23 protein-coding genes, 1 tRNA gene and 1 pseudogene are annotated in these 24,662 nt (G+C 66.2%); 4 read left to right on the top strand and 21 right to left on the bottom strand.

The annotated features are described in order from the left end of the window. Positions 1-93 precede the first annotated feature (93 nt). From ntrX to dusB, 5 genes are all read right to left on the bottom strand, one after another. On the bottom strand, positions 94-1,461 hold the full coding sequence (gene ntrX / locus QO058_RS01000) for a nitrogen assimilation response regulator NtrX (RefSeq protein ID WP_284169899.1): 1,368 nt from the start codon (positions 1,459-1,461) through the stop codon (positions 94-96). Next, the gene (locus QO058_RS00995) at positions 1,458-3,713 is read right to left on the bottom strand and encodes a sensor histidine kinase NtrY-like (protein WP_284173065.1); all 2,256 of its coding nucleotides are present in this window, start codon (positions 3,711-3,713) and stop codon (positions 1,458-1,460) included. The genes ntrX and QO058_RS00995 overlap by 4 nt, the downstream gene beginning before the upstream one ends. A gap of 142 nt (positions 3,714-3,855) precedes the next feature. After that, entirely contained in the window at positions 3,856-5,307 is a 1,452-nt protein-coding gene (gene ntrC, locus QO058_RS00990) for a nitrogen regulation protein NR(I) (protein ID WP_284169898.1), read from the bottom strand. A 25-nt stretch (positions 5,308-5,332) separates the two neighbouring features. Then, positions 5,333-6,385 carry a two-component system sensor histidine kinase NtrB gene (locus tag QO058_RS00985; RefSeq protein ID WP_284173064.1) on the bottom strand — a complete coding sequence of 351 codons (1,053 nt, stop codon included), beginning with the start codon at positions 6,383-6,385 and terminating at the stop codon, positions 5,333-5,335. Between the two features lie 108 nt (positions 6,386-6,493). After that, positions 6,494-7,516 carry a tRNA dihydrouridine synthase DusB gene (gene dusB / locus QO058_RS00980; RefSeq protein WP_284169897.1) on the bottom strand — a complete coding sequence of 341 codons (1,023 nt, stop codon included), beginning with the start codon at positions 7,514-7,516 and terminating at the stop codon, positions 6,494-6,496. Positions 7,517-7,685: 169 nt separating this feature from the next. Here dusB and QO058_RS00975 point away from each other — a divergent pair, with 169 nt between their 5' ends. Together QO058_RS00975 and QO058_RS00970 are read left to right on the top strand one after the other, a co-directional pair. Continuing rightward, the gene (locus QO058_RS00975; RefSeq protein WP_284169896.1) at positions 7,686-8,879 is read left to right on the top strand and encodes a bifunctional 2-C-methyl-D-erythritol 4-phosphate cytidylyltransferase/2-C-methyl-D-erythritol 2,4-cyclodiphosphate synthase; all 1,194 of its coding nucleotides are present in this window, start codon (positions 7,686-7,688) and stop codon (positions 8,877-8,879) included. Between the two features lie 4 nt (positions 8,880-8,883). Further along, positions 8,884-9,381: a CinA family protein gene (locus QO058_RS00970; protein ID WP_284169895.1), complete on the top strand. Its 498-nt coding sequence runs from the start codon at positions 8,884-8,886 to the stop codon at positions 9,379-9,381. Here the strand turns inward: QO058_RS00970 and QO058_RS00965 are convergent. From QO058_RS00965 to QO058_RS00905, 13 genes are all read right to left on the bottom strand, one after another. Beyond that, positions 9,368-9,847, bottom strand: a complete 480-nt coding sequence (locus QO058_RS00965) for a type II toxin-antitoxin system RatA family toxin (RefSeq protein ID WP_284169894.1) — start codon at positions 9,845-9,847, stop codon at positions 9,368-9,370. The two genes, QO058_RS00970 and QO058_RS00965, sit on opposite strands and share 14 nt — an antisense overlap. Before the next feature lie 14 nt (positions 9,848-9,861). Continuing rightward, positions 9,862-10,860, bottom strand: coding sequence for a lipoyl synthase (gene lipA, locus QO058_RS00960; protein WP_284169893.1), 999 nt, complete (start codon positions 10,858-10,860; stop codon positions 9,862-9,864). A gap of 48 nt (positions 10,861-10,908) precedes the next feature. Then, positions 10,909-11,235: a GlsB/YeaQ/YmgE family stress response membrane protein gene (locus QO058_RS00955; protein ID WP_284169892.1), complete on the bottom strand. Its 327-nt coding sequence runs from the start codon at positions 11,233-11,235 to the stop codon at positions 10,909-10,911. Positions 11,236-11,310: 75 nt separating this feature from the next. Beyond that, complete coding sequence (locus QO058_RS00950; protein ID WP_284169891.1) at positions 11,311-11,646, bottom strand: GlsB/YeaQ/YmgE family stress response membrane protein; 336 nt, start codon at positions 11,644-11,646, stop codon at positions 11,311-11,313. A 46-nt stretch (positions 11,647-11,692) separates the two neighbouring features. Continuing rightward, positions 11,693-11,941: a GlsB/YeaQ/YmgE family stress response membrane protein gene (locus tag QO058_RS00945; RefSeq protein WP_126111490.1), complete on the bottom strand. Its 249-nt coding sequence runs from the start codon at positions 11,939-11,941 to the stop codon at positions 11,693-11,695. Between the two features lie 73 nt (positions 11,942-12,014). Further along, positions 12,015-13,454: a dihydrolipoyl dehydrogenase gene (gene lpdA, locus QO058_RS00940; RefSeq protein WP_284169890.1), complete on the bottom strand. Its 1,440-nt coding sequence runs from the start codon at positions 13,452-13,454 to the stop codon at positions 12,015-12,017. Continuing rightward, a complete protein-coding gene (locus QO058_RS00935; protein WP_284169889.1) occupies positions 13,447-14,010 on the bottom strand; it encodes an endonuclease domain-containing protein in 564 nt (187 codons plus the stop codon). The genes lpdA and QO058_RS00935 overlap by 8 nt, the downstream gene beginning before the upstream one ends. Continuing rightward, on the bottom strand, positions 14,007-14,705 hold the full coding sequence (locus QO058_RS00930) for an SGNH/GDSL hydrolase family protein (RefSeq protein ID WP_284169888.1): 699 nt from the start codon (positions 14,703-14,705) through the stop codon (positions 14,007-14,009). Before QO058_RS00930 ends, QO058_RS00935 begins: the two co-directional genes overlap by 4 nt. A gap of 6 nt (positions 14,706-14,711) precedes the next feature. Beyond that, entirely contained in the window at positions 14,712-16,088 is a 1,377-nt protein-coding gene (locus tag QO058_RS00925) for a pyruvate dehydrogenase complex dihydrolipoamide acetyltransferase (protein ID WP_284169887.1), read from the bottom strand. A gap of 14 nt (positions 16,089-16,102) precedes the next feature. Beyond that, positions 16,103-17,506, bottom strand: a complete 1,404-nt coding sequence (locus QO058_RS00920; RefSeq protein ID WP_284169886.1) for a pyruvate dehydrogenase complex E1 component subunit beta — start codon at positions 17,504-17,506, stop codon at positions 16,103-16,105. Between the two features lie 69 nt (positions 17,507-17,575). Beyond that, the gene (gene pdhA / locus QO058_RS00915) at positions 17,576-18,673 is read right to left on the bottom strand and encodes a pyruvate dehydrogenase (acetyl-transferring) E1 component subunit alpha (protein WP_284169885.1); all 1,098 of its coding nucleotides are present in this window, start codon (positions 18,671-18,673) and stop codon (positions 17,576-17,578) included. Between the two features lie 240 nt (positions 18,674-18,913). Continuing rightward, a complete protein-coding gene (locus QO058_RS00910; RefSeq protein WP_284169884.1) occupies positions 18,914-19,126 on the bottom strand; it encodes an FtsB family cell division protein in 213 nt (70 codons plus the stop codon). A gap of 134 nt (positions 19,127-19,260) precedes the next feature. Continuing rightward, entirely contained in the window at positions 19,261-20,352 is a 1,092-nt protein-coding gene (locus QO058_RS00905) for a hypothetical protein (protein ID WP_284169883.1), read from the bottom strand. A 96-nt stretch (positions 20,353-20,448) separates the two neighbouring features. Between QO058_RS00905 and QO058_RS00900 the strand changes: the two genes are divergently transcribed. Next, positions 20,449-20,523: transfer RNA gene (locus QO058_RS00900), tRNA-Lys, on the top strand. 111 nt (positions 20,524-20,634) lie between these two features. Here the strand turns inward: QO058_RS00900 and QO058_RS00895 are convergent. Further along, positions 20,635-21,927, bottom strand: coding sequence for a peptidoglycan-binding domain-containing protein (locus tag QO058_RS00895; RefSeq protein WP_284169882.1), 1,293 nt, complete (start codon positions 21,925-21,927; stop codon positions 20,635-20,637). Positions 21,928-22,032: 105 nt separating this feature from the next. Further along, positions 22,033-22,302, bottom strand: coding sequence for a hypothetical protein (locus QO058_RS00890; RefSeq protein WP_284169881.1), 270 nt, complete (start codon positions 22,300-22,302; stop codon positions 22,033-22,035). A 193-nt stretch (positions 22,303-22,495) separates the two neighbouring features. Between QO058_RS00890 and QO058_RS00885 the strand changes: the two genes are divergently transcribed. Further along, positions 22,496-23,074 (top strand): PRC-barrel domain-containing protein, encoded by a 579-nt coding sequence (locus QO058_RS00885; protein ID WP_284169880.1) that lies wholly within the window; start codon positions 22,496-22,498, stop codon positions 23,072-23,074. A 66-nt stretch (positions 23,075-23,140) separates the two neighbouring features. Here QO058_RS00885 and QO058_RS00880 read toward each other — a convergent pair. Beyond that, positions 23,141-24,657, bottom strand: a pseudogene (locus tag QO058_RS00880) (NAD(P)H-hydrate dehydratase). Positions 24,658-24,662 lie beyond the last annotated feature (5 nt).

Below are 24,662 nucleotides of genomic sequence, written 5' to 3'. Positions count from 1 at the left end.
CATTAGATCGTGACCCGGCAAGAACGCGCAAGGGTTGCGAGGCGCGAAATTCAGCCTGCCGCCCTGCGTGCAGTGCAACACGACGGCCGGACTTCAGCCCACTCCGAGCGATTTGAGCTTACGGTGCAGGGCTGAACGCTCCATGCCGATGAATTCCGCGGTGCGCGAGATGTTGCCGGAGAAGCGGGCGATCTGCGCCATCAGATACTCGCGCTCGAAGATCTCGCGCGCATCGCGCAATGGCAGGCTCATCAACTTCTCGCCGCCGGAGCCGGATGGCGTCGTCGGCACCATGGCGCCGACCTCGGCCGGCAGCATGTCGACCGTGATCTCCGCCGTGGGATCGCCCTTGGTCAGGATCATCAGCCGCTCGACGTTATTGCGAAGCTCGCGAATATTGCCAGGCCATTCGTGTGATTGCAGGATCGCCATCGCGTCGCCGCCGATCCGGCGCTTGGGCAGACCGGCTCCGACCGAGATCTGGTCCATGAAGAACTCGATCAGCTCGGGCACGTCCTCGCGCCGCTCCGACAAGGCCGGCACGCGGATCGGCACCACGCCGAGCCGGTGATACAGATCCTCCCGCAACTGGCCATCCGCGATCAGCTTGAGGAGGTCGCGGCTGCTCGACGAGATGATGCGGACGTCGACATGGACCCGGGTCGCGCCGCCGACGCGCTGAAAATTCTGGTCGACCAGGACGCGCAGGATGCGATTCTGCGTCTCGCGCGGCATGTCGCCGATCTCGTCGATGTAGAGCGTGCCGCCATGGGCCTCCTCAAGCGCGCCGACCCGGCGCGAGCGCCCGTCGCCGCCTTCGACGCCGAAGAGTTCCTCCTCCATCGTGTCGGGCGTGATCGTCGCCGCGTTGATCGCGACGAAGGGTCCGGACGAGCGGGTCGACGCCTCGTGCAGCGTGCGCGCGGTCAGCTCCTTGCCGCAGCCCGGCTCGCCGGTGATCAGTACGCGCGCATTGGTCGGCGCGACGCGCTCCAGCGTCTGGCGCAGCTGGTTGACCGCGGTCGAGCGACCGACGATCCGGCTTGCCTGAACCGAACGGGTCTTTAGTTCACGCACCTCGCGCCGCAACCGCGAGGCCTCAAGGGCACGCTCGGCGACCAACACCAGCCGGTCGGCCTTGAACGGTTTCTCGATGAAGTCGTAGGCGCCGCTCTTGATCGCCGAGACGGCTGTCTCGATGTTGCCGTGGCCGGAGATCATCACCACCGCCAGATCGGGATGGCTCTCCTTGACCAGTTGAAGCACCTGCAACCCATCGAGCCGGCTGCCCTGCAGCCAGATATCCAGGAAGACGAGGTTGGGCCGCCGCGCCGCAATCGCGGCCAGAGCCTCGTCGGCGGAGCCGGCTTTGCGCGTGCGATAGCCCTCGTCCTCCAGGAGGCCGGCAACCAGTTCGCGAATATCGACCTCGTCGTCGACGACGAGAATGTCAGCACTCATGCTTTCGTCCCGTTCACTTGTCTTGCGGCAGAATCCGCCGACCTATTGCCCGTATCTGGTCTGTCTTCGCCGGCCGGTGGCGGTCCGGTCTCGACGAACCAGAGCCTGATCCTGGCGCCGCGTGCGCCGTCCGGCCGGTCGAGCAGCTCGATCCCGCCGCCATGGTCCTCGAGGATCTTGCCGACGATGGCGAGGCCGAGCCCGGTGCCGCCGTCGCGTGTCGTCATATAGGGTTCGAGCAGCTTCTGGCGCTGGTCGGCCGGCAGACCCTTGCCGTTGTCGAGGATGTCGATGACGATCCGGCCGTCCTGGAGCCGTTCGAACCCGATCTCGATGCGGCCCTTGCCACGTGCCTCGGCCGGCACGGCCTCGACCGCCTCGGTCGCATTCTTGATAACGTTGGTGAGAGCCTGCGAGATCAGGCGCCGATCGAAATGCGCCAGGACCGGTGCGTCGGGCAGGTTGTCGGACAAGTCGATCTCGGGATTGCCGACGCGCATCAGGAAGATGACCTGCCGGACCGTCTCGACGATGTCGTCGCGCGCCGGCGATGGCTTGGGCATCCGGGCGAAGGACGAGAACTCGTCGACCATGCGGCGGATATCCTCGACCTGACGCACGATGGTGGCGGTGCACTGGTCGAAGATGTCCTTGTCATCGACGATGACGCGACCGAACTTGCGGCGGATACGCTCGGCCGAAAGCTGGATCGGCGTCAGCGGATTCTTGATCTCGTGGGCGATGCGGCGGGCCACGTCGGCCCAGGCGGCGGTACGCTGTGCCGAGACGAGATCGGTGATGTCGTCGAGCGTCACCACGAGGCCGGCGCCCGCCCCCTCGCCTTCGCGCGTGGCCCGGATGTTGACCAGGCGCTCGCGGCCGCCGCGCGTGATCGCGACCTGGCTGGAGCTCAAGCGCTGCCGGCTGGTGAGCGCCTCCGACACGAACGCGGCGATTTCCGGAACGACCCGCGTCACCGGCTCGCCGAGCAGACGGCCGCCGGCGCCGAGCAGCGCCTCGGACGAGCGGTTGCTGATGGTGACGTGTCCGTCTTCATCTATGCCGAGCACACCGGAGGAGACGCCGGAGAGGACCGTCTCGGTGAATCGCCGTCGCCGGTCGATCACTTCGCTTGCAGTTACCAGGCCGTCGCGCTGGCGGCGCAGCTCCGCCGTCATCTTGTTGAAGGTCTCGCCGAGATGGGCGAGGTCGCCTTCCGACCGCCTTATCGGCACCTGGACATAGAAATTGCCGCTGGAGACCTGATCGGTGGCGTGGATCATCCGCCGGATCGGCGCAACCAGGCCGTTGGCGAAGTTGAGACCGAGCCAGATCGCCGAAAGCAGCAGGATCACGGAGATCAGCGCGTACATCGAGGCGAAGGCGATCTGCACGCCTTTGCGCCGGGCGTCGATGCCGAGGTACTCGACCGCAGCGCCGCGAGCCACCGCCGGGAACTCGACCGCGAGCGGATCGACCTCGCGGGCGACATAGAGGAAGGCGCCGTCATAGCTCGGCAGCTTCATCAGGGCGCCAAAGACGCGCCCCGTAGACGGAAGCACGCAGATCGGTTCCGGCGAGCTCTGGGCATCTTCGAAGGCGTCGGCATTCGGCTTGCTGGCGTCCCGCAGAACGTCGATGTTGGCCCGGACGAGAATGGTATCCGGTGACTTCATGATCCAGACCACCGGCATGCCGAGCGCCGTGGCGCGCGCCGTGAGGAAGCTCTCGAACCAGCGCCGATCGGCATCGTAGGCCGTCTTCGCCCGTCCCAGGTCGTCCGCCAGAAGCCTGATCTCGCGACCGAGCGACCTGCACTGCCCGGTGGTGTAGGCGTCGGCGACCTCGACGGATTTGAAGATCACGTCGCGCATGCGGTCGGAGAACCAGGGCTCGAGGCCGCGCTCCAGCGTCGCGGTCGCGATCACCGCGACGAGAACCGCTGGCAGCGCCGCGACAATACTGAACAGGCTGACGATCCGGACGTGCAGACCGGCTGCGGCCACGCCCTTGCGCCGCGCTCGGATCAGCACCGCCGCCTCGAAGGCGACGATAGTCAGCAGCAGCAGAATCAGCAGGGCGTTGATGATGAAGACGCCGACCACGACCTCGTGGACCGGCGCAACCGGCGTTGCGCCGGACAGCACGAGGAAGGTCGTGAGCGCCGAGACCAGCGCAAAGCCGACGACGAGCGCGCCGAGCCAGCCCGAAACCCGACGGGGCGGGTCTTCGGATCGAGGCGTCATGCGCATGTCGCCGGTCGAGACGGTCAAGACGATATCGAAGCTCCGCTGCCTGCTGGCTCCGTGATGGAAGCCGCATGGCGCACTGATGCGCCGCCGCAACGGTGTTGTCAAAATATGACAGATGCAAGGCAGCAACAGGGCCTTGCTGTCAGCGTGGCGAGCGCACCACCTGCATGTCGAGCTCGCGGATCTTCTTGCGCAAGGTGTTGCGATTAAGTCCCAGCAGCTCGGCCGCGCGAATCTGATTGCCGCGCGTCGCTGCCAGTGCGGCCGCGATCAACGGCGGCTCGACCTCGCGCAGGATGCGGTGATAGAGCCCCGGCGGCGGGATCTGGTCGCCGAAGCCCCCGAAATACTGGTTGAGATGGCGCTCGACCGAGCCAGACAGTGTTTCCGCGCGCTCCGGCGCGCTGCTGCCTCCGATCTGCACCGGGCCCCCGGTCGCCGGCTGCAACTCAGCCTCGATAATGGGTCCTGTGATCGTGTCCTGCGGATAGAGCGCGGCCAGACGCCGCACCAGATTCTCGAGCTCGCGGACATTGCCCGGCCAGCGATAACGCCGCAGCACATCCATCGCTTCCGAATCGATCTGCTTGCGCGCCAGCCCCTCCTTCTCGACCAGCGCGAAAAAATGGCGGACGAGATCGGGGATATCCTCGACGCGTTCGCGCAGCGGCGGCAGCCTGATCGGCACGACATTGAGGCGGAAGAACAGGTCTTCGCGGAACAGGCCATGCGCGATCGAGATGCGCAGATCCTTGTTGGTCGCGGCGACAATGCGGACATTGGTCTTGATCGGGGTGCGCCCGCCGACCGTGGTGTACTCGCCCTGCTGGAGTACGCGCAGCAGCCGGGTCTGCGCTTCCATCGGCATGTCGCCGATCTCGTCGAGGAAGAGCGTGCCGCCCTCGGCCTGTTCAAAGCGGCCGGAGGAGCGCGTCAGCGCGCCGGTGAAGGCGCCCTTCTCGTGGCCGAACAGCTCCGATTCGATCAGGTCCTTCGGGATCGCCGCCATGTTGATGGCGACGAACGGCCCGTTGCGGCGCTTGCCGTAGTCGTGGAGGGCGCGGGCGACCAGTTCCTTGCCGGTGCCTGACTCGCCATTGATCATCACCGTCAGGTCGATCGGCATCAGCCGCGCCAGGGCCCGATAGACGTCCTGCATCGCCGGCGAACGGCCGACCAGCGGGATGTCGTCAGGTTCGGCGGCCTGGCTGCGGGGCGCGTCACCGCGCGGACGCGACAGGGCGCGGCCGACGATAGCGACGAGCTCCTTCAGGTCGAAAGGCTTCGGCAGATATTCGTAGGCGCCGCGCTCCGAGGCTTTGATCGCGGTCATGAAGGTGTTCTGCGCGCTCATCACGATGATCGGCAGCTCGGGCCGGACCCGCTTGATGCGTGGTAGGAGGTCGAAGGCGTTGCCATCCGGCATCACGACATCGGTGATGATGAGATCGCCGAGGCCTTGCGCAGCCCAGGTCCAGAGAGTCGCCGCCTGCCCCGTGGTGCGCACCTCGTAGCCGGCGCGCGCGAGCGCCTGGTTGAGGACGGTGCGGATCGCGGCGTCGTCGTCGGCGATGAGAATGTTACCCGTCGGCATGCGGTTCCTGTGTCCTGCTCGCCTCTTACCCAGCCTGAGGCGGCTTCGCCTCGTGCAGGGGCAATCGAATTCGAAATGTCGTGCGTCGCGGCGCGGACTCGCATTCGACGATTCCGCCGTGATCGCCGATCACCTTGGCGACGAGTGCAAGTCCAAGGCCACTTCCCTGCGCCTTGGTGGTGACGAAGGGATCGAACAGGTATTGATGCAGGTCGGGCGGCACGCCGGGCCCGTTGTCGCGGACGCCGATTTCCAGCGGCAAGGCGAGCCGGGCGCTGGAGCCGGGCGCCTGCATGCGGATGCCGGGACGATAGGCCGTGGTAAGCGTGATCTCGCCATCGATCGCGTCGTTGCCGATGGCCTCGGCTGCGTTCTTGACCAGATTGAGCAGAACCTGGACCAGCTGGTCGCGGCTGCCTGCGACCGGCGGCAGCGACGGGTCGTAGATTTCGCTGAAGCGGACGTGCCGGGCGAAGCCGGACTGAGCCAGCCGCTTCACATGGTCGAGCACGTCATGGACGTTGACCGGTCCGCGTTCGCTCGGACGTTCGTCGCCGAACAGCTCGACCCGCTCGACCAGTTTCACGATCCTGTCGGCCTCGTCGCAGATCAATTGGGTCAGCAGGCGATCGTCATCCTGGACTGAAGATTCGAGCAATTGCGCCGCGCCGCGGATGCCGGAGAGCGGGTTCTTGATTTCATGCGCGAGCATTGCGCCCAGCGCCGTGATCGAGCGGGCTGCCCCTCTATGCGTCAACTGCCTGTCCATTTTTTCGGCAATTGTCCGTTCCTGCAGCAAAAGAACCACCGCATCGGGCTGACTGGGCAACAACGAGGCAAAAACGTCGACCACCCGGTCGATGCCGAGCCGGGGCGAGGCCAATTCGACCCGGTACTCGCTGACGCTGGCACCACGCCGCTGAACCTCCTCGACCAATCCCAGCACCGGCGAGCCGAAGGCGACGAGATCGTCGAGGCGCTGGCGTTTCAGCACGAGGGTGCTGGCCTGAAAGAAGTCCTCGGCGGCGGTGTTGGCGTAAAGGACGCCGTGTCCTTCCCCGATCACCAGGACGGGCATCGGCAGGACGTTGAGCGCCTGGACTTCGAGAAGATCGTACAAGGGATCGTGCTGCCCTTCCGCACCGTCGTTGAACATCGCCATCGTCATAGGCATGACTTTCCGGGGTCAGGCGGCAGCGCCGAGAGGGTCGGTGGAGAATAGTCGCCCCAAGGCCGCGATGGCGCGCACAGGCTCGCTCGTCGTCAGCAACTCGCGGCGCGCGGTTTCGTCGGGCTCCAGTCCGCAGGCAAGCGCCTCGTCGGCATAGGCGGCCAGGTGCTTGCGGGCGTGGCGGACGCCACTCTCGCGTCCCATCAGTGAGAGCAGGCTCTCATAGTGCTCGCGGGCCAGATCGTGCTTGACGGTGAGCGGGATGTTCGCCGGCTCGCGGCCCGCGAGCGTGGCCCCGATCGCGCCAGGCAGCCAGGGCCGCCCGAGCGCTGCGCGCCCGACCATGACGTAATCCGCTCCCGATTCCTCCAGACAGAGCTGTGCCTGCGCGGACGTCGCGATATCGCCATTGGCGATCAGCGGAAATTGACCTTCCGCCCGCACCGGACGGATCGCGGCCCAATTGGCCTGGCCCTTGTAGAACTGCTGACGCGTGCGGCCGTGGACCGTGATCGCGGCCGCTCCGGCCATCGCAGCCCGGCGCGCCAGTTCGGGCGCGTTGCGGCTGGTATCGTCCCAGCCGAGCCGCATCTTGACCGTGACCGGCACCTTCACCGCTGCCACGACCGCCTCGACCAGACCGATTGCGTGATCGAGGTCACGCATCAGCGCTGAACCGGCCCAGCCGCCGACCACCCGCTTGGCAGGGCAGCCCATGTTGATGTCGACGATATCGGCGCCCGACGCTTCCGCGACCTGCGCCGCCTCCGCCAGCCAGCGCGCTTCGCAACCGGCAAGTTGCACGACATGCGGCGTCACGCCCGCACCCTCGGCCCGCAGCCGTGCCTCCTCGCTGCCGCGGACGAGCTCGTCGGAGGCGACCATTTCCGAGACGACCAGGCCGGCGCCGAAGCGAGCGGCGATGCGGCGCATGGCCAGATCGGTCACGCCCGACATCGGCGCCAGGAAAGCACGCGAGGCCGGGAACAGTCCGCCGATCGGCACCTCATGCTCGCCCGCATTTGAGGCAGTTTTCATTTTGCCGATTTATTAGACATATGCTGCGTCGCGCAAGAGAATTTCGCAGTATGTTGCATCGCAATATCGAGAGGATCAGCGCTGATTGTCCCGCGAGCGCCGTAGCGGCTTGGCGACGAAGCCGTGCCGTCCTATCAGCGAGACCCAAGTTCATGGAGCCCTAGGATCAATGACGCCCGCCGTCGCAGCCCTGATCGTTGCCGCCGGCCGCGGCCTGCGCGCTGGTGCGGACGCTCCGAAACAGTATCGGCGGCTTGGTGGCATGCCGGTTCTGTGCCGTACGCTCGCCCCCTTCCTGGCCGAGAGCCGGATTGGCGCCGTGCTCGTGGTGATCGGTGTCGGCGACCGGCCACGGTATGACGATGCGATCGGCCAGATTCCGGAGAGCATACGCGGGCGCCTATCCGCGCCGGCCGATGGTGGGGAGACGCGGCAGGATTCGGTCCGCGCAGGATTGGAGGCGCTTGCCGCCGGCGGCTTTGCGGGCAGCGTGCTCGTGCACGATGCGGCCCGCCCCTTCGTTTCAGCCGCACTCATCGAGCGGGTGATGGAGGCCAGTGTGCAGCATGTCGCGGCGGTCCCCGCGCTCACCGTCACCGACACCATCAAGCGCGTGGATGATGCAGGTTTGATCGAGCAGACCCTGCCGCGCGAGCAACTCGTCTCGGTGCAGACGCCGCAGGCCTTCGCCTTCCAGCCTCTGCTCGCCGCGCACCGGGCTGCTCACGGCGCCGGAGCCAGCGGCTTCACTGACGATTCCGCCATCATGGAGTGGGCCGGTCATCGGGTCGCGACCTTCGCAGGAGATCCGATGAACCTGAAGCTGACCCATCCGGGCGACTTCGCGCTGGCCGAACGGCGCTTCGCTCGGCCGCTGGTGACGCGCACGGGCACGGGCTACGACGTTCATGCCTTCGCAGATGGCGACCACGTCTGGCTCGGCGGCATCCGGATTCCGCACAGCCGCGGCGTCACGGCCCATTCCGATGGCGACGTCGCCCTGCATGCGCTTACTGACGCACTATTGGGAGCCTTGGCTGATGGTGACATCGGCAGCCATTTTCCGCCGAGCGACCCGCAATGGCGCGGCGCCTCGTCCGATCGCTTTCTCGCCTTCGCCGCGGATCGCACCCGTCAGCGTGGCGGTCGGATCGATCATCTCGACCTGACGATCGTCTGCGAGGGGCCGAAGGTCGGCCCGCATCGCGATCCGATCCGCGCTCGGATCGCAGAGATCGCGGGCTTGCGCCTCGACCAGGTTGGCGTCAAGGCGACGACGTCGGAACGCCTCGGCTTTACCGGCCGGGGCGAAGGCCTCGCCGCGCTCGCCACCGCGACCGTCCGCCTTCCAGAGCCGGAGTGACGCCATGTTCGACCTCGATATTCGTTCGCTCGCCGCCGAACTCCTGAACATCTCACGCGAGCGCGGCATCACCGTCGCGACGGTCGAATCCTGCACGGGCGGGCTCGTCGCCGGCGCGCTGACAGCAATCTCGGGCTCGTCCAGCATGGTGCTCGGCGGCCTCGTCACCTATTCCAACGAAGCGAAGGCGCTACTGGCCGGCGTCCCGGCTGAGCTGATCCTCGAGCATGGCGCGGTCAGCGAGCCCGTCGCACGGGCCATGGCCGAAGGCGGCCGGGAACGATTGTCGTCGCGGCTCGCCGTCGCGATCACCGGCATCGCCGGCCCCGATGGCGGCAGCGAATTGAAGCCGGTCGGGCTGGTGCATTTCGCCTGCGCCAACGGTGCGCTGACGCTGCATCGCGAAAAGCGTTTCGGCGCTCAAGGGCGCGACGAGATCCGACGCCTCAGCGTGCTGGAGGCGCTCGACCTGCTGCGCGAGGCGGCGCTCAGCCTGAAATGACCGGCGCGGCGACGCCACCGGGACCATAGATCGCATCGGCGCGCTTCTCGAAGGCTTCGGCGAACTTGTGGAAGGCCTTGTCGAACATCGCGCCCATCAGCAGGCCGAGCATACGGCTGGCGAACTCATAGGAGATGAAGAAGCCGATTTCGCAGCCCTTATCGTGCGGCTTGAAGCTCCAGCGGTTCTCGAGATAGCGGAACGGCCCGTCGACATATTCGACCAGGATCTTCAAATTCGTCGGATCCAGCGTGACGCGGCTGGTGAAGGTCTCGCGGATCGCCTTGTAGCCGACAGTCATGTCGGCGAGCACCACCTCGCCGCCGCCGTCGCGCGGCGTGCGCCGGCGAACCGTCAGCCCCTCGCAGAGCGGCAGAAATTGCGGGTATTTCTCGACATCCGCCACAAGCGCATACATCTCTGCGGGCGAGTGCTTCACCCGGCGGGTGCTGTTGAACATCGGCATGTGACTTAAGCCGATCAGCCGCCGAGCTTGGCTGCGCGGGCCGCCTTCAATCGGGCGAAATCCTCGCCGGCATGGTGCGAGGAGCGCGTCAGCGGCGTCGATGACACCATCAGGAAGCGCTTCACATAGGCGATGGTCTCGAAGCTCTTGAATTCGTCCGGCGTGACGAAACGCACGACCGGGTGATGCTTGCGCGACGGCGCCAAGTACTGGCCGATGGTGATGAAATCGACATCGGCCGAACGCAGATCATCCATCAGCTGCAGCACCTCATTCCGCTCCTCGCCGAGGCCGACCATGATGCCGGACTTGGTGAAGATGGTCGGGTCGAGCTCCTTCACCTGCTGCAGCAGCCTGAGCGAATGGAAGTAGCGGGCGCCGGGGCGCACGGTCAGGTACTTGCCGGGTACCGTCTCGAGATTGTGGTTGAAGACGTCGGGCTTGGCCGCGACCACCACTTCGAGCGCACCGGGCTTGCGCAGGAAGTCGGGCGTCAGGATCTCGATCGTCGTGCCAGGCGAAGCCTTGCGGATAGCGCGGATGACCTGCGCGAAATGCTCGGCGCCGCCGTCCTTGAGATCGTCGCGGTCGACCGAGGTGATGACGACGTGCTCGAGGCCGAGCTTGGCGACGGCATCGGCGACCTTGCGCGGCTCATGGGCGTCGAGTGCCTCGGGCACCCCGGTCTTGACGTTGCAGAAGGCACAGGCGCGCGTGCAGGTGTCGCCCATGATCATGAAGGTGGCGTGCTTCTTCTCCCAGCACTCACCGATATTGGGGCAGCCGGCCTCCTCGCAGACGGTGACGAGCTTCTCCGCCTTCACGATCTTCTGGGTCTCGGCCCATTTCGGCGAGCCCGGGGCCTTGACCCGAATCCAGTCCGGCTTGCGCAGGATCGGATTCTCCGGCCGCTTCTGCTTTTCCGGATGGCGCAGCTCCGGCTTCACCTCGGATTTCGGGTTGCCGGCATTGGGGCGCGGATCGCGGTTGAGAAGATCGAGCACGACGGCCATGGACGGGTCCGTTACTGGCGCTGCGCATCAGGGCGCAGCCACTCCCGTCTAGCTAATGCCGAAGCGGCGTCCCGGCAACCCAGGGCGCCGCAGTGGGCTCCAGTTGCGCACCGCGCGCCAGACCACGATCAGCAGGCAGGCGCCGGCGATCGCCGCGATCAGGGTCCGCCAGAAGCCGAAGATCGAAATATCCATCAGCTCGGCGATCCGGCTGCCGATGAAGGAGCCCGCGACGCCGACGATCATGTTGGTGAAGAGCCCATGATCGGACGAGGTGACCCGCTCGGCGATCCAGCCGGCGATCATGCCAATCAGCAGCGTCATGAAGAAGCCGTAGCCCGGCGTGCCGAGCGCGGCATAGATCTGGTCGTTCATGGTAGTCCCCCTGCCCTCAAAGACCGGCCATCCGGCCGCGAACAGCAACGCAGCGAGCGTCGCCTGGTTCCAGCGTCAAGCGATGAAACGGGCGAGCAGCACGACCAGGATCGCGCCGATTACCGCCATCGCCATCGAATCGAGAAAGCGGTAGCCGGTGCTCGCCCGCCAGCCGGTGACGCGCACGATGCCCTGCCCGACCAGCATGCCGAGCACCCCGACCACGGCATGGCGCAGGAAACCGCCGCCACCAACGACGAGGCTGGCCAGGAAGCCAGCCGCCGTGCCGAAGGCGACCGGGGGCAGCAGCCTGCGCCAATCGAGTGCGAGGCCTCTGCCGGGCAGCAGAATCTCGACCTTCTCGTCAGGAACGATCCGGTCGGGCTTGGCGGATTTGCGGGCGCGCGTCATTGGCCGGATATGGCCTGCGCCGCGCGCGAATTCCAGCGCCGGGGGATCAGGCGATCAACCGGGCGAGGAACACCACCACGATCGCGCCGATCGTCGCGGTGACGATCTGCGAGACCAGCGGGTTGCCGATGCCGAGGCTGACACCGAGCGCCTGCAGCAGGAAGCTGCCGACGAAGGCGCCGATCAGGCCGGTAATGATGTAGCGGATCAGCCCGCCACCGCCGACGACGATGCTGGCGAGCCAGCCGGCGACGGCGCCGATGGCGATTGCGACGAGGATTGCGCGCAAATCCATGGATGATCTCCCTGCTATGCCGCTAGGTCATCGCAACCTTGAGCTGAAGCGCGGATGAACGCGCCAATCCCGTTCAGGCGTTCAACACCTTGCCATAGGCGTCGAGCACGGCCTCCTTCATCGTCTCCGACAGGGTCGGATGCGGGAAGATGGTGTGCATCAGCTCTTCCTCGGTGGTCTCGAGGTTCATCGCGACCACGAAACCCTGGATCAGCTCGGTGACTTCGGCGCCGACCATATGGGCGCCGAGCAGCTTGCCGGTCTTGGCGTCGAAGACGGTCTTGACCATGCCGCTATCCTCGCCGAGCGCCACCGCCTTGCCGTTGGCGACGAAGTTGAAGCGGCCGACCTTGAGCTCATGGCCGGTTTCCTTGGCCTTGGCCTCGGTCAGGCCGACGCTGGCGATCTGCGGGTGGCAATAGGTGCAGCCCGGGATCATCGCCTTGTCCATCGGGTGCGGATGCAGGCCCTTGATCGCCTCGACGCAGATCACCGCCTCATGCTCGGCCTTGTGCGCCAGCATCGGTGGGCCGGCGACGTCACCGATCGCGTAGACGCCCTTCACATTGGTGCGGCAGAGCCCGTCGATCGCGATCACGCCGCGATCGAGCTTCACGCCGAGCGCCTCCAGGCCGAGATTCTCGACATTGGCGACGACGCCGACCGCCGAGATCATTCGCTCGGCAGTGATCGTCTGCTTGTTGCCCTTGTCGTCCTCGACATGGGCGGTGACGGAGTTGGCCGATTTCTCGACCTTGGTGACTTTGGTCGAGGTCAGGATTTTCATGCCCTGCTTCTCGAAGGCCTTGCGAGCAAAGGCGCCGATCTCAGCATCCTCGACCGGCACGACCTGCGGCAGGACCTCGACCACCGTCACCTCGGCGCCGAGCGTGCGGTAGAACGAGGCGAACTCGATGCCGATCGCGCCCGAGCCCATCACCACCAGCGATCTCGGCATGGTCGGCGGCACCAGCGCCTCGAAATAGGTCCAGATCAGCTTGCCGTCCGGCTCCAGCCCCGGCAGGGCGCGCGGACGGGCGCCGGTCGCGACGATGATGTGGTCGGCGGTGTAGGTGCCCTCGCCCTTGGCGCCCTTCGGCACGGGTCCCTGCGGCTGCATCGCCGGTTTCTTGGTCGGGGCGACGACGATGGTATTGGCCTTGGTGAGCTTGGCCTCGCCCCAGATCACGTCGACCTTGTTCTTCTTCATCAGGAACTGGACGCCGTTGTTCATCCTGACCGCGATACCGCGCGAGCGCTTCACCACGGCTTCGAGATCGGCTTTGAACGTGCCTTCCAGCGTCAGGCCGTAATCCTTGGCGTGCTGGCCATAGTGCAGGATCTCGGCCGAGCGCAGCAGCGCCTTGGTCGGGATGCAGCCCCAGTTCGAGCAGATGCCGGCGAGGTGCTCGCGCTCGACGATCGCGGTCTTGAAGCCGAGTTGCGCCGCCCGGATCGCCGCGACATAGCCGCCGGGGCCGGAGCCGATGATGATGATGTCGTAATCAGCCATGGGAGGTGCCTCGGCGCACCCCTCCCCCTTGTGGGGAGGGGCTGGGGGTGGGGGGCGACGGACAGAGTTCGAGGTCGCCGGAAAGGGCAGCGTGAATGGTGTCGATCACTATGTCTGCTTCGGTCATGACCTGCCGGTTCGTGAAGCGCAGCACGCAGAAGCCTCGGGCTACGAGCCACGCTGTTCGTTCGGCGTCGTATGCTACAGCCGTCGAGCGCCCGTGCTGGTCACCATCAACTTCGATAATGAGCAGTTTCGACAGGCAGGCAAAGTCGACGACATACGAGCCCAGAGCAACCTGTCGGCGAAAATGCGTCCCGTTCTGCGGCAGCCGCTTGCGCAGCAATGTCCAGAGGCGCTTCTCGGGTTCTGTCAAACTCCGGCGCAGTTTCGGAGCATTTGTGCCAGCTGCCGCCGAGGCCGCTTTCGGTCGCTCTCGCATGAACCGCACTGCGTCCTCCCCACTGCCGGCGAACAGCTTTGCGCCCCCCACCCCCGCCCCGCCCCACAAGGGGGAGGGGTTAGCCTCCGCGGAGAGGGTGCGGAGCGTGTTCATCCGACTCGCCCAGTAATCCGCAGCGCAGGCCCGCGCGCCGGCAGCGGCAGGCCGAGCAGGCCGTCGACGACGGGCGCCAGCGCCAGTCCGATCGCGCGGGTGTTCTCGGCGTCGAGATGGATGCCGTCCTCGCCGGTCACGGTCGCGACCGCGGCCGCGTCGAAGAAGCTGACGCCGACCTCGTCGGCGATGCGCCGGTAATAGGTCGCCAGCAGCGCCATCTTCTCGGGCGCCCCTTCCATGAAGAAATTGGCCTCGTGCTCGGGATCATCAGGCCTGCGCACCAGCGGCGGCGCGACGATCAGCACCTCCGGCACCGGCATGCCGGGCTCGACCGGCGGGCGCTGTGCCACCTGAGCCAGCATCCGCATCGAGCGGGCGACATCGTACGGCGCGAGCGAGTGCTGGCGCTGGCAGTCATTGGTGCCGAGCATCAGGATGACGAGGTCGAGCGGCGCATGGCACTCGATGAACAGCGGCAGCAGCGAAATGCCGGAGCGATAGGGCCGTAAGGGGTCCTCGAGCGCGATCCGCCGGCCGTTGAGCCCTTCCTCGATCACCGTGGCGTAACCGCCGAGCGCCTTCTCCAGCACGCGCGGCCAGCGCACATCGTCGCCGTGCCGTTCCGGGCGATTGGCGATCCGCCCCCAGGTGAGTGAATCGCCGAAAGCTAGGATGCGGGCCTGGCGGGTCATCGCCGCCTACACCAGCATCGCCATCGGCTTCTCGATATAGCCCTTGAAGGCCTGGAGCAGCTCGGCCCCGAGCGCGCCATCGACGGCGCGGTGGTCGGTCGAGAGCGTCACCGACATCACGGTCGCGACCGCGAGCTGGCCGTTCTTGACCACGGCGCGCGGCTCGCCGGCGCCGACCGCCAGGATCGTCGCGTGCGGCGGATTGATCACCGCGGCGAAGTCCTTGACGCCGAACATGCCGAGATTGCTGACCGCCGAGGTGCCGCCCTGATACTCCTCCGGCTTCAGCTTGCGCGTCTTAGCCCGTGCCGCCATGTCCTTCATCTCATTGGAGATTTGCGACAGCGTCTTGTGACAGGCGTCGCGGATGATCGGCGTGATCAGCCCGCCCGGGATCGAGACCGCGACACCGACATCGGCGTGCTTGTGCTTGAGCATGGCGCCGTCGGTCCAGGAGACGTTGGCGTCGGGCACGGCCCGCAGCGCCAGGGCCAGGGCCTTGATCACCATGTCGTTGACCGAGAGCTTGTAGGCCGGCTTGCCGTCCTTCTCGGGTGCCGCGGCATTGAGTTCGGCGCGCAGCTTGAGCAACGCGTCGAGCTCGCAATCGAGCGTGACGTAGAAGTGCGGAATGGTCTGCTTGGCTTCGGTCAGGCGGCGCGCGATCGTCTTGCGCATGCCGTCATGCGGGATCTCCTCATAGGAGCCCGGCGCGAACAGCTTCTTGGTCTGCTCGTCCGAAGGACCGGCTGCGAGCGGAGCGGCGGCAGGCTTCGGTGTTGCGGGCGCTCCGGCCGCGGGAGCAGCCTTGGCGGCTCCACCCTGCTTGGCGGCCTCGATGTCCTTTTCGACGATGCGGCCATGGGGGCCCGAGCCCTGGACCTTGCCGAGATCGATACCGGCGTCCTTGGCGAGGCGGCGGGCCAGCGGCGAGGCGAACGGGCGATCGCCTGAGACGGTCTTGCCACCGGTGTTGAAGCCGGATTCCGCTGTGACCTGCGGCGTCGATTCAGGCTTGGCTTCCGCCTTCGGCGCAGGCGCTTCCGACTTGACGGCTTCGGCCTTAGGCGCATCGGTCTTGGGCGCCTCGGCTTTCGGGGCATCGGCCTTGGCCGGCGCGGAGACGCTCTTGGCGTCCTCGCCCTCGCCGGCGATCACGCCGATCACCTCGTTGACCGCGACGTCGGCGGTGCCTTCCGGCACCACGATCTTGGCCAAAATGCCTTCGTCGACCGCCTCGACCTCCATGGTCGCCTTGTCGGTCTCGATCTCGGCGATGATGTCGCCGGACTTGATCTTGTCGCCTTCCTTCTTCAGCCATTTGGCGAGATTGCCCTTCTCCATGGTGGGAGAGAGCGCGGGCATCAGGATGTTGGTCGGCATCGGTCAGCCCTCTTTCAGCGGTAGCAGACGGCCTTGGCCGCCGCGACGACCTCGCCGATGTTCGGCAATGCCAGCTTCTCGAGATTGGCGGCGTAAGGCATTGGCACGTCCTTGCCGGTGACGCGCGCGACGGGCGCGTCGAGATAGTCGAACGCCGCCTCCATGATCTTCATGCCGATCTCGGCGGTGACACCAGACTGCGGGAAGCCCTCCTCGACCGCGACGCAGCGATTGGTCTTCTGCACGGAGGCGATCACGGTCTCGATATCCATCGGCCGGATGGTGCGCAGGTCGATGACCTCGGCCTCGATGCCTTCCTTGGCCAGCGCCTCGGCGGCGCCGAGCGCATAGTTCATGCCGATGCCGAAGGAGACGATGGTGACGTCCGTGCCGGGTCGCACCACCTTGGCCTTGCCGATGGGAATCGTGAAATCATCGCCCTTGGGCACGTCGAAGGAGCGCCCGTAGAGGATTTCGTTCTCGAGGAAGATGATCGGGTTCGGATCGCGGATGGCGCTCTTCAGCAGGCCCTTCGCATCGGAGGCGCTGTAGGGCATCACCACCTTGAGCCCGGGCACGTTCGAGTACCAGGCGGCATAGTCGTGGCTGTGCTGGGCGCCGACGCGGGCGGCGGCGCCGTTGGGACCGCGGAAGACGATCGGGCAGCCCATCTGGCCGCCAGACATGTAGAGCGTCTTGGCAGCCGAGTTGATGATCTGGTCGATCGCCTGCATGGCGAAGTTGAAGGTCATGAACTCGACGATCGGCTTCAGGCCGGTGAGAGCCGCGCCGACGCCGATGCCGGCAAAGCCATGCTCGGTGATCGGCGTGTCGATCACGCGGCGCGCACCGAACTCCTGCAGCAGCCCTTGCGTGACCTTGTAGGCGCCCTGGTATTCGGCGACCTCCTCGCCCATGACGAAGACGTCGGCGTCGCGCCGCATCTCTTCCGCCATCGCATCCCGCAGCGCCTCGCGCACCGTCATCGAGACGACCTCGGCACCTGCCGGGAATTCGGAGGAGGCGTCGTAGGATTTCACCTGGGCCGGGACGCTTGGCGGCGCCGTGGCAGGCGCCGGAGCGGCAGGAGCCTCGGCGGCCTTCTCCGGCTCTGGCGCTGCCTTGGGGGCCGGTGCTTCCGCCTTGGCGCCGCTGGCGGCCGCGGAGGCGTCCTCGCCATCGGCTGCGATCACGCCGATGGGGGTGTTGACCGCGACGTTGTCGGTTCCGTCAGCGACCAGGATCTTGGCGAGCACGCCCTCGTCGACCGCCTCGACCTCCATGGTCGCCTTGTCGGTCTCGATCTCGGCGATGATATCGCCAGCCTTGATCTTGTCGCCCTCGGCTTTGAGCCATTTGGCGAGCTTGCCCTGTTCCATAGTCGGTGACAGGGCGGGCATCAGAATGTCGATCGGCATGAACGCACCCGGAGTTCTGGAGCGGCCGCAAGGGCCTCGATGTCGGGGAAGGAGGCTAGGCGCGACCCTTCAGGCCTGCGCCGGCTCCCGCAGGATGTCGGTCCAGAGCTCGGAGACGTCCGGCTCGGGATCATGCGTCGCGAATTCGGCTGCGTCGTTGACGATCTCGCGGACCTTGGCGTCGATCGCCTTGAATTCGTCCTCGCCGAGCTTGTGCTCGCGCGTCAGGCGGCCGCGGACCTGCTCGATCGGGTCGTGCTCCTCGCGCATCCTCTGGACTTCGTCCTTGGAGCGGTACTTCGCCGGATCGGACATCGAATGGCCGCGGTAGCGGTAGGTCTGCATTTCCAGGATGTACGGGCCCTTGCCGGTACGGGCGTGCTCGATGGCGCGGCTCGCGGCCTCGCGCACGGCGCGCACGTCCATACCGTCGACCTGCTCGCCGGGAATGCCGAACGAAACGCCGCGCCTGGAGAAATCGGTCTGCGCCGAGGCCCGGTTGACCGAGGTGCCCATGGCGTAGCGGTTGTTCTCGATCACGAACACGACCGGCAGCTTCCAGAGCTGGGCCATGTTGAAGCTCTCATAGACCTGGCCCTGATTGGCGGCACCGTCGCCGAAATAAGCCATCGAGACTCGCCCGTCCTGGCGATACCAGTTGGCGAAGCCGAGGCCGGCGCCGAGCGAAACCTGCGCGCCGACGATGCCGTGGCCGCCATAGAAGTTCTTCTCGCGGCTGAACATGTGCATCGAGCCGCCCTTGCCGTGCGAATAGCCGCCGCGCCGGCCGGTCAGCTCCGCCATCACGCCGCGCGATTCCATGCCGCAAGCGAGCATGTGGCCGTGGTCGCGATAGCCGGTGATGACCTGGTCGCCATCCTTCGAGGCCATCTGCATACCGATCACGACCGCTTCCTGGCCGATATAGAGATGGCAGAAGCCGCCGATCAGGCCCATGCCGTACATCTGGCCGGCCTTCTCCTCGAAGCGCCGGATCAGCAGCATCTCGCGATAGGCGTGAAGTTCCTCGTCCTTGGTGAAGGTCGGGACGTTCGGGATCGCCTTGGCAGAACCCTTCGGAGCGCTCTTCGCCGTCGCCCTTGCCGGCGCCTTTCCGGCGGTATTCGCAGGCGCCCCTGCTTTCGTCTTCCGAGCGGCAATGGCCATGAACGGTTCCTCCAAGCTCTACTGCTTTGGTTGTAGAGGAAGCCCCAGGCCTTGGCGAGACGGGTATCTCGCACTGCAGCATTGAATAAGCTTTTATGATTGCTGCGCTAATTACATTTAACCGATTATCGGTTAATCGAACTTTTTGCGACTATCGACGCCGAAAAATGCTGCCCCCGGAGCGGGATGCGGTCGGGGCCTTACCAGCCCACTCGGGTTGGAGGTCGACCGAAACCCGGCCTAGCGCCCCATCACGACGACATCGTTGCGATGGACACGGCCGAGGATGGCGCGGGCCCTTTCCTCAAGCACGTCGCGATCGACGGCTTCGTCGCGCATCAGGGTCAGGCGTTTCTCCCAGTCCTGCCGTTCGCTGGTCAATGCGGCGATCTCGGTCTCCATCTCGCCGAATTTTTTCGCGAAGGCCGCCCAGGGTTTCGAGCCCGCGGGCACCGTGCTGGGCGTGGAACAGGAAATAGCCGACCACAGCGCTCGACACGAGGTAGAGCGCGAGCGTGACAAGGATGGAGCGGAGACCGCGGCGGATGACCATGCGACCACGGTAGAATCGCTTGGTTGATGCGCCGTTAACGAAGTGCATCGAGGACGCTAAGTGCCGGATCGGCAGGAGCCGGCTTTCCCTGCCCCAGCGCGATCAGGTCGGTCTCGATCCGACGTGCGATCGGCAATCGGTAATGCGCGGGATCCCAGTAATTGGAATCCTCGCGTGTCAGCACCGAGGGATGCGCATAGTCGGCGATCACGGCGCGCTGACGCATCGCAAGCGCGGCAATTTGCGCTTTGCACGCTTCGAAGCGTTGCCAGGCTGCGCTCCCCTGCCGGGGCAGCGCACTCGCATGCACCGGCGGCAGAACGATCAGGCGCTGGGTCGTCGTCGGAAACGCCGCCAGCCCCCGCTCCAGCCAGGCCAGCGCTGGAAAACGCCAACTTGCGCGCTCCGAGGCCACGACCTCCGCAGGTGGCGATTGCGGCGTCAGATCAGGCACTTGGCCGCCATGGCCGTGATAAAGGTGGACACGCGCGCGGGCGAGATCGTAGGTCGCTTCGGGTGGTGTGAAGACCTCGTAGCCATCGCCGCGCAGGCGTTGCGGCTGCAGGCCGAGCCGATGCGCAGCGAGGCGCAGTGCGATCTCGAGCGTGGTGAAGTTGAGTTGCTTGGGCCAATCGTTCCAGGCGCTGTCGTCATAGAGCCAGGGCGGGAATGGCCGCGGTGTCAGCCGGCGCGCCTCGCTGGTCGCATCGGCCTCGCACCAAGTCTGATCGATACCCCAGATGGCGAATTTCGGTGTCGCGACCTGGCGCGCGAACAGCCCTGCGATCTGCGTCTGCTCCCAGGGTGTCGCCGCGTTCATGCCGAGATTCGCGAAGCGGGCCGATAGTCCGGTGGAGAGAATCGCCGGGTCGAGCAGGCGCAGCGTCGAGGTGCCGAACACCGCTGAATCGAAGGCACCCGATTTGACGATCTGCGGGTACATGAAGCGCTGGTTGAGATCCATCAGCGGCCGGGCCGGCTGGCCGGCCTGCACGCGCGCGCCATACGGATCGAGCGCAGCGATGAAACCGAACAGCAGGGCGGTCAGCGCTAGAGCAGCGAGTACGAAGGCCCCCGCCCAGCCGCGCCAGCCCTGCTCCGCACCGGTCGAATCCGCTCCTGTCATGCGTTTGCTCGCCATGGGCGCGGCTTCTGCCACGATGCGCCCGCCGGAACAATGTTGACCGACGCGTCCCACCTGCCTATGTCAGCGGCCCAGTGAGGGCGGGTAGCTCAGTGGTAGAGCACGTGACTTTTAATCATGTGGTCGAGGGTTCGATCCCCTCCCCGCTCACCAAAAGCCAGCAGCACTAGCTGAACTTAACATAGGTCGGGGCGCCGAAAGGCAGCCAGGCGGGCCAACTGCGATAAATGTCGATCGGCGCGCGGGGCTTGGTGTCATACACCGCTAGATGTCGACCAGCGTCTCTGATGGGATGAGGATGGATTTCCCTATCGGCGTCGGAACCATGAGAAAGTTATAGTTCTCGCCAGTGTGGATGTGCTTGGCCCCGAGTGAGTGCAGAACCTCGTGCGCGCCCAGCATGACCAGGGCGCGTTGCGGTGATTTCGTCCCGCTCGGCGACCGCAATGGAGCCCAGCACATCCGCATACCGTTTTTGGATTGGCCGATGGTATCGTCGTCACGACTGCGCACATTCGGGCCGTAAAACAGACTCACGCCAGTGGTCTGATGAAAGCGGCGCAGATCGTCCCAGGTCACCGCCTGCGCGCCGTTCGGCGCAGTGTCGGAATCTTTGAGGATATAGAGAGGTTTGCTTGGGTCGATATCGAATGGCGGTCCGCCGCGATAGCTGACCCGGGGTTCGACCCTGATCGTGATCGGGACGAACAGAATATTGGTTTGCGGGGTGACGATCGTATTCAGCCACGAGAACACCCCACGCGCGAAACCGGCAACGTCCTCGCTTACTGTCCGCGGCCCGAGATAGACCGCATTGAGGTGGACGAGCTGCCGTTCCCTGACCGGCAGCCGAACCGTCTCCTGGCGGCGTCCGTCGATCATCACCTGCAGTTCGGTCGTGCCTGGCCGCTTGCCGAGCAACGTTACGAGGCTGCGCCGCGTGCCGACGCGCGATGCCTCGTGTTGGAAATCAACGACCATCGCGATGGTCGAGTCGTCGACATCGACCGTCAAGGTCCCGGCCCCGGCGTGCTCGAAGCGCAGCATCCGGGTCAATCCCATCGGGATCATCTGATGAATGGGCACCTTGCTGCTGCTGCTTGTCCAGTCGCCACTGTCGCCGTTGCGCTTGAGCCGGTTGCGGCTGAAGCCATTCATATCGCAATCGGCAACGAGATGCCCCCAGCGCGGCGTGACATTGACCTTCACCACGGCTGCGGCCAGCCGCTCGAGCGTTGCCATCTCGTCGTCGAGCCGGGCGATCGTCATTTTGCCGACGACGTTGTCGGCAGCGCCCTGACGCGATGCTGCGACGATCTCGCGCGTGGTCTTGAAATCAAGCACGGCATCGGCCGTTTCGGTGCCATAGACGCCGCTCACCCTGAGCCGGAAATCCTCGCCGCCAGGCAAATCGCGCAATTTGTTGAGCGCCTGCTGGATCAGGACGACATGGTCGCCGCTGCTGCCCCGCGTGACATGTGCTGGATCGCTGATCAGGCACTGCTCGAGTCTGGCATTACGCTTGGGCTCGGTGAAATGTTTGGACCGGAGCGGCATCGTGGACCTGGGAAGCTGGGACGACAGCACGGGTCGCCAGCCTGCAGAGTGTGCTCGGATGGCGCGCGGATGCATCCCCCAAATGAAGGACGAGCGCTGCTCCGTTCAGCCCAGGCGATCGACGATCCCGCCACGCCGCGTCGGACGCCGCCCGCCTGGTATCCGCCAGGGCTCGGCGGGGTCGACGCCATATCCCGGGGCGATCGCGCCGGCATAGCCGTCGAGCTCCCAGCAGCGCCAGCGCTGGTAATCGGCCGCGGTGGCGGCCTCCGAGCAGGCGAGCCATTGTGAGCGCGGCCAGAAGGCAGCCGCTGGTGTCATCGATGCGGCAAGCCCGACTGCGGCAAGCCCCAGAATCGCAAGGCTCCTGCTCATCCTGTCAGGCTCCGGGATCGTTCGTCGGAAGATCAGCAGAAACCGGCAAGTCTTACAGAAGCGCTAAGCCGGCGCGCCGGCGCCTCGCAAAGCGCGTCAAAAGACAGGCTAATGGCCGCCCATCTGCGAACCAAACCCTCGGTTGTGCGTTGTTTGGTCATTCCGCAAATGCGGACACGACAGGAGGATATCCATGTACAAGCGTCACGTTGCATTGACGGCTATCGGCGGCGTCATGCTTGCCGCCGCTGCCGTCGCGCAGACCACTGCGCCCTCGAACCAGCCGCCAAGCCCGCAGCCGGCCTCGCCCTCGACCAGCGCGCCGGCAGCACCAGCACCAGCCGCGACGACCGCCAAGGCCCCGGAGAACAATCTCGCCGGGCAGGGCAAGTGGCGGGCCTCGAAGCTGATGGGTGTCGACATCTACGGTCCCGACAACAAGAAGGTCGGCGACGTCACCGAGGTGGTGTTCGACAAGACCGGTAAGATCGAGCTGGTCACCGTCGGCGTCGGCGGCTTCCTCGGCATGGGCTCGAAGGATGTCGCGATCCCGTTCGAGCAAGTCCAATGGAGCGAAGAGCCGATGGTTACGCCGGCCCCCGCCCCGTCCGGCGGCACCGGAGCGGGCGGTAGCAGCGCTGGTGGCACCACCGCGATGAACGCGGCGCCGGCAGCCAAGAAGGGGCCGGAGATGTATCCGGACCATGGCAAGATCACCATGACCAAGGAGCAACTGACCTCCGCTCCGGCCGTGACCTACGCCGCCCGCTGAGGACGGCTCGAACAGACCATCACGGGCTCGCCCCTTTCGGGGCGGGCCTTTTCCTTGCCTGCCGGCTCAATCGTCGAGCCTGCCCAACAGACCCGGCAACCTCTCCGGCAGGTCGTCGGCGATGAGGCCCATGCCGAGTTCTTCTCCGGCGCGCCCGTGCAGCCAGACGGCGGCGCAGGCCGCCTCGAAGGCCGGCATCTTCTGCGCCAGCAGGCCCGCGACGACTCCACCCAGAACATCGCCCGAGCCGGCGGTCGCCAAGGCGGGCGAGCCAGTATCATTGATCGCAGCACGCCCGTCCGGCTCCGCGATCACCGTATCCGGTCCTTTGAGAACGACGACGGCTCCGGTCAGGCGAGCCGCGTGCCGAGCCCGCTCGAGCTTGCCGCGCTCCTGGTCGAAGCCCGCGACTTCGCCGAACATTCGTTTGAATTCGCCTTCGTGCGGTGTCAGCACCGCTGGGCCGGTGCGACGGCGCAGCAGGGCGGTGAAGGTCGATCCATGCGCGCCGATGTGCGTGAGCGCATCGGCATCGCAGACGCAGGGCCAGGCGCCGCGCAAGGCGGTAGCCACCCATGATCGTGCTTCGGCGTCGAGTCCTAGTGCCGGCCCGATCAGCAGCGCCTCGATCTTGCGCGCCGACAGTACCGCCTCGAAGGCCGGGGCGTCGGCAGCCGCCGCCTGCATCAATGCATCGGGGCCGCGTCCCGCATGGGCCGCGAGCGCCTCCGGCCGGCAGATAATCGTCGCCAGGCCCGCGCCGATGCGCAGCGCCGCGCGGGCCCCGAGCCGCGGCGCTCCAATGCCCGAGAGCCCGCCCGCGGCGACAGCGACCGCGCCGCGGGCGTATTTGTGAACGCCGGCGGCATGGTTCGGTAGATGAGCGTGCCAGAGGGCCGGAGCGTTGCGGAAGGCAGACGGCGCGTCCCTGCCCGGCGCGAAGGCGATTTCAGGCCGGATGCCGATATCCGCCAGCGTGACGATGCCGCAGAAGGCTCGGCCGGGATGGAGCAGATGGCCGGGCTTCAACCGAAAGAAGGTCACGGTCTCGTCGGCGCGAATGGCCGTACCTTGGACCAAACCCGTATCGCCTTGGACGCCGCTCGGCACATCGACCGCGACGACTGGCCGGCCAGCCGCGTTGACGCGCTCGACCAGAGCCGCAAGTTCGCCAGAGATCGGGCGTCTGAGTCCGGCGCCGAACAAGGCATCGACGATGAGATCATGCCGGACGGGATCGACTGCGCCGATCCCTTCGATCGGGCCGGTCCAGGTTTCCGCCGCCTGCGCAGCGTCCCCTTGAGGGCTGCTCGCTCGCCTGCAAGCGCGAGCATCACATGACAGCCGCGTTCTGCCAGAAGGCGCGCCGCGACGAAGCCGTCACCGCCATTGTTACCTGGGCCGCAGAGCACCAGGACGCGCTGTCCCGGTCGGGCTCGCCGCGTCACCGCGTCTGCCACCGCCCTGCCCGCCTTCTCCATCAAGGCGATACCGGGCGTGCCGGCGGCGATCGTTGCCGCATCCGCCGCCGCCATCTCGGCGACGCTCAGCAGGGCAAGGGCGGAGGAAGTGACGGCAGTCATCGGCC

Source organism: Bosea vestrisii, from assembly GCF_030144325.1.
Lineage (GTDB): Bacteria > Pseudomonadota > Alphaproteobacteria > Rhizobiales > Beijerinckiaceae > Allobosea > Allobosea vestrisii_A.
This window is presented reverse-complemented; position numbering and strand designations above follow the sequence as displayed.

What these genes read in the sequence shown, in the direction of transcription:
- lipA (WP_284169893.1), bottom strand. Translation starts at nt 10,860, where the DNA reads ATGGCCGTCGTGCTCGATCTTCTCAACCGCGATCCGCGCCCCAATGCC.
- dusB (WP_284169897.1), bottom strand. Translation starts at nt 7,516, where the DNA reads ATGAAAACTGCCTCAAATGCGGGCGAGCATGAGGTGCCGATCGGCGGA.
- QO058_RS00970 (WP_284169895.1), top strand. Translation starts at nt 8,884, where the DNA reads ATGTTCGACCTCGATATTCGTTCGCTCGCCGCCGAACTCCTGAACATC.
- QO058_RS00995 (WP_284173065.1), bottom strand. Translation starts at nt 3,713, where the DNA reads ATGCGCATGACGCCTCGATCCGAAGACCCGCCCCGTCGGGTTTCGGGC.
- QO058_RS00925 (WP_284169887.1), bottom strand. Translation starts at nt 16,088, where the DNA reads ATGCCGACCAACATCCTGATGCCCGCGCTCTCTCCCACCATGGAGAAG.
- QO058_RS00920 (WP_284169886.1), bottom strand. Translation starts at nt 17,506, where the DNA reads ATGCCGATCGACATTCTGATGCCCGCCCTGTCACCGACTATGGAACAG.
- ntrC (WP_284169898.1), bottom strand. Translation starts at nt 5,307, where the DNA reads ATGCCGACGGGTAACATTCTCATCGCCGACGACGACGCCGCGATCCGC.
- lpdA (WP_284169890.1), bottom strand. Translation starts at nt 13,454, where the DNA reads ATGGCTGATTACGACATCATCATCATCGGCTCCGGCCCCGGCGGCTAT.
- QO058_RS00955 (WP_284169892.1), bottom strand. Translation starts at nt 11,235, where the DNA reads ATGAACGACCAGATCTATGCCGCGCTCGGCACGCCGGGCTACGGCTTC.
- QO058_RS00935 (WP_284169889.1), bottom strand. Translation starts at nt 14,010, where the DNA reads ATGAACACGCTCCGCACCCTCTCCGCGGAGGCTAACCCCTCCCCCTTG.
- QO058_RS00885 (WP_284169880.1), top strand. Translation starts at nt 22,496, where the DNA reads ATGTACAAGCGTCACGTTGCATTGACGGCTATCGGCGGCGTCATGCTT.
- QO058_RS00930 (WP_284169888.1), bottom strand. Translation starts at nt 14,705, where the DNA reads ATGACCCGCCAGGCCCGCATCCTAGCTTTCGGCGATTCACTCACCTGG.
- QO058_RS00965 (WP_284169894.1), bottom strand. Translation starts at nt 9,847, where the DNA reads ATGCCGATGTTCAACAGCACCCGCCGGGTGAAGCACTCGCCCGCAGAG.
- ntrX (WP_284169899.1), bottom strand. Translation starts at nt 1,461, where the DNA reads ATGAGTGCTGACATTCTCGTCGTCGACGACGAGGTCGATATTCGCGAA.
- QO058_RS00950 (WP_284169891.1), bottom strand. Translation starts at nt 11,646, where the DNA reads ATGACGCGCGCCCGCAAATCCGCCAAGCCCGACCGGATCGTTCCTGAC.
- QO058_RS00985 (WP_284173064.1), bottom strand. Translation starts at nt 6,385, where the DNA reads ATGCCCGTCCTGGTGATCGGGGAAGGACACGGCGTCCTTTACGCCAAC.
- pdhA (WP_284169885.1), bottom strand. Translation starts at nt 18,673, where the DNA reads ATGGCCATTGCCGCTCGGAAGACGAAAGCAGGGGCGCCTGCGAATACC.
- QO058_RS00945 (WP_126111490.1), bottom strand. Translation starts at nt 11,941, where the DNA reads ATGGATTTGCGCGCAATCCTCGTCGCAATCGCCATCGGCGCCGTCGCC.
- QO058_RS00895 (WP_284169882.1), bottom strand. Translation starts at nt 21,927, where the DNA reads ATGCCGCTCCGGTCCAAACATTTCACCGAGCCCAAGCGTAATGCCAGA.
- QO058_RS00905 (WP_284169883.1), bottom strand. Translation starts at nt 20,352, where the DNA reads ATGACAGGAGCGGATTCGACCGGTGCGGAGCAGGGCTGGCGCGGCTGG.
- QO058_RS00975 (WP_284169896.1), top strand. Translation starts at nt 7,686, where the DNA reads ATGACGCCCGCCGTCGCAGCCCTGATCGTTGCCGCCGGCCGCGGCCTG.
- QO058_RS00890 (WP_284169881.1), bottom strand. Translation starts at nt 22,302, where the DNA reads ATGAGCAGGAGCCTTGCGATTCTGGGGCTTGCCGCAGTCGGGCTTGCC.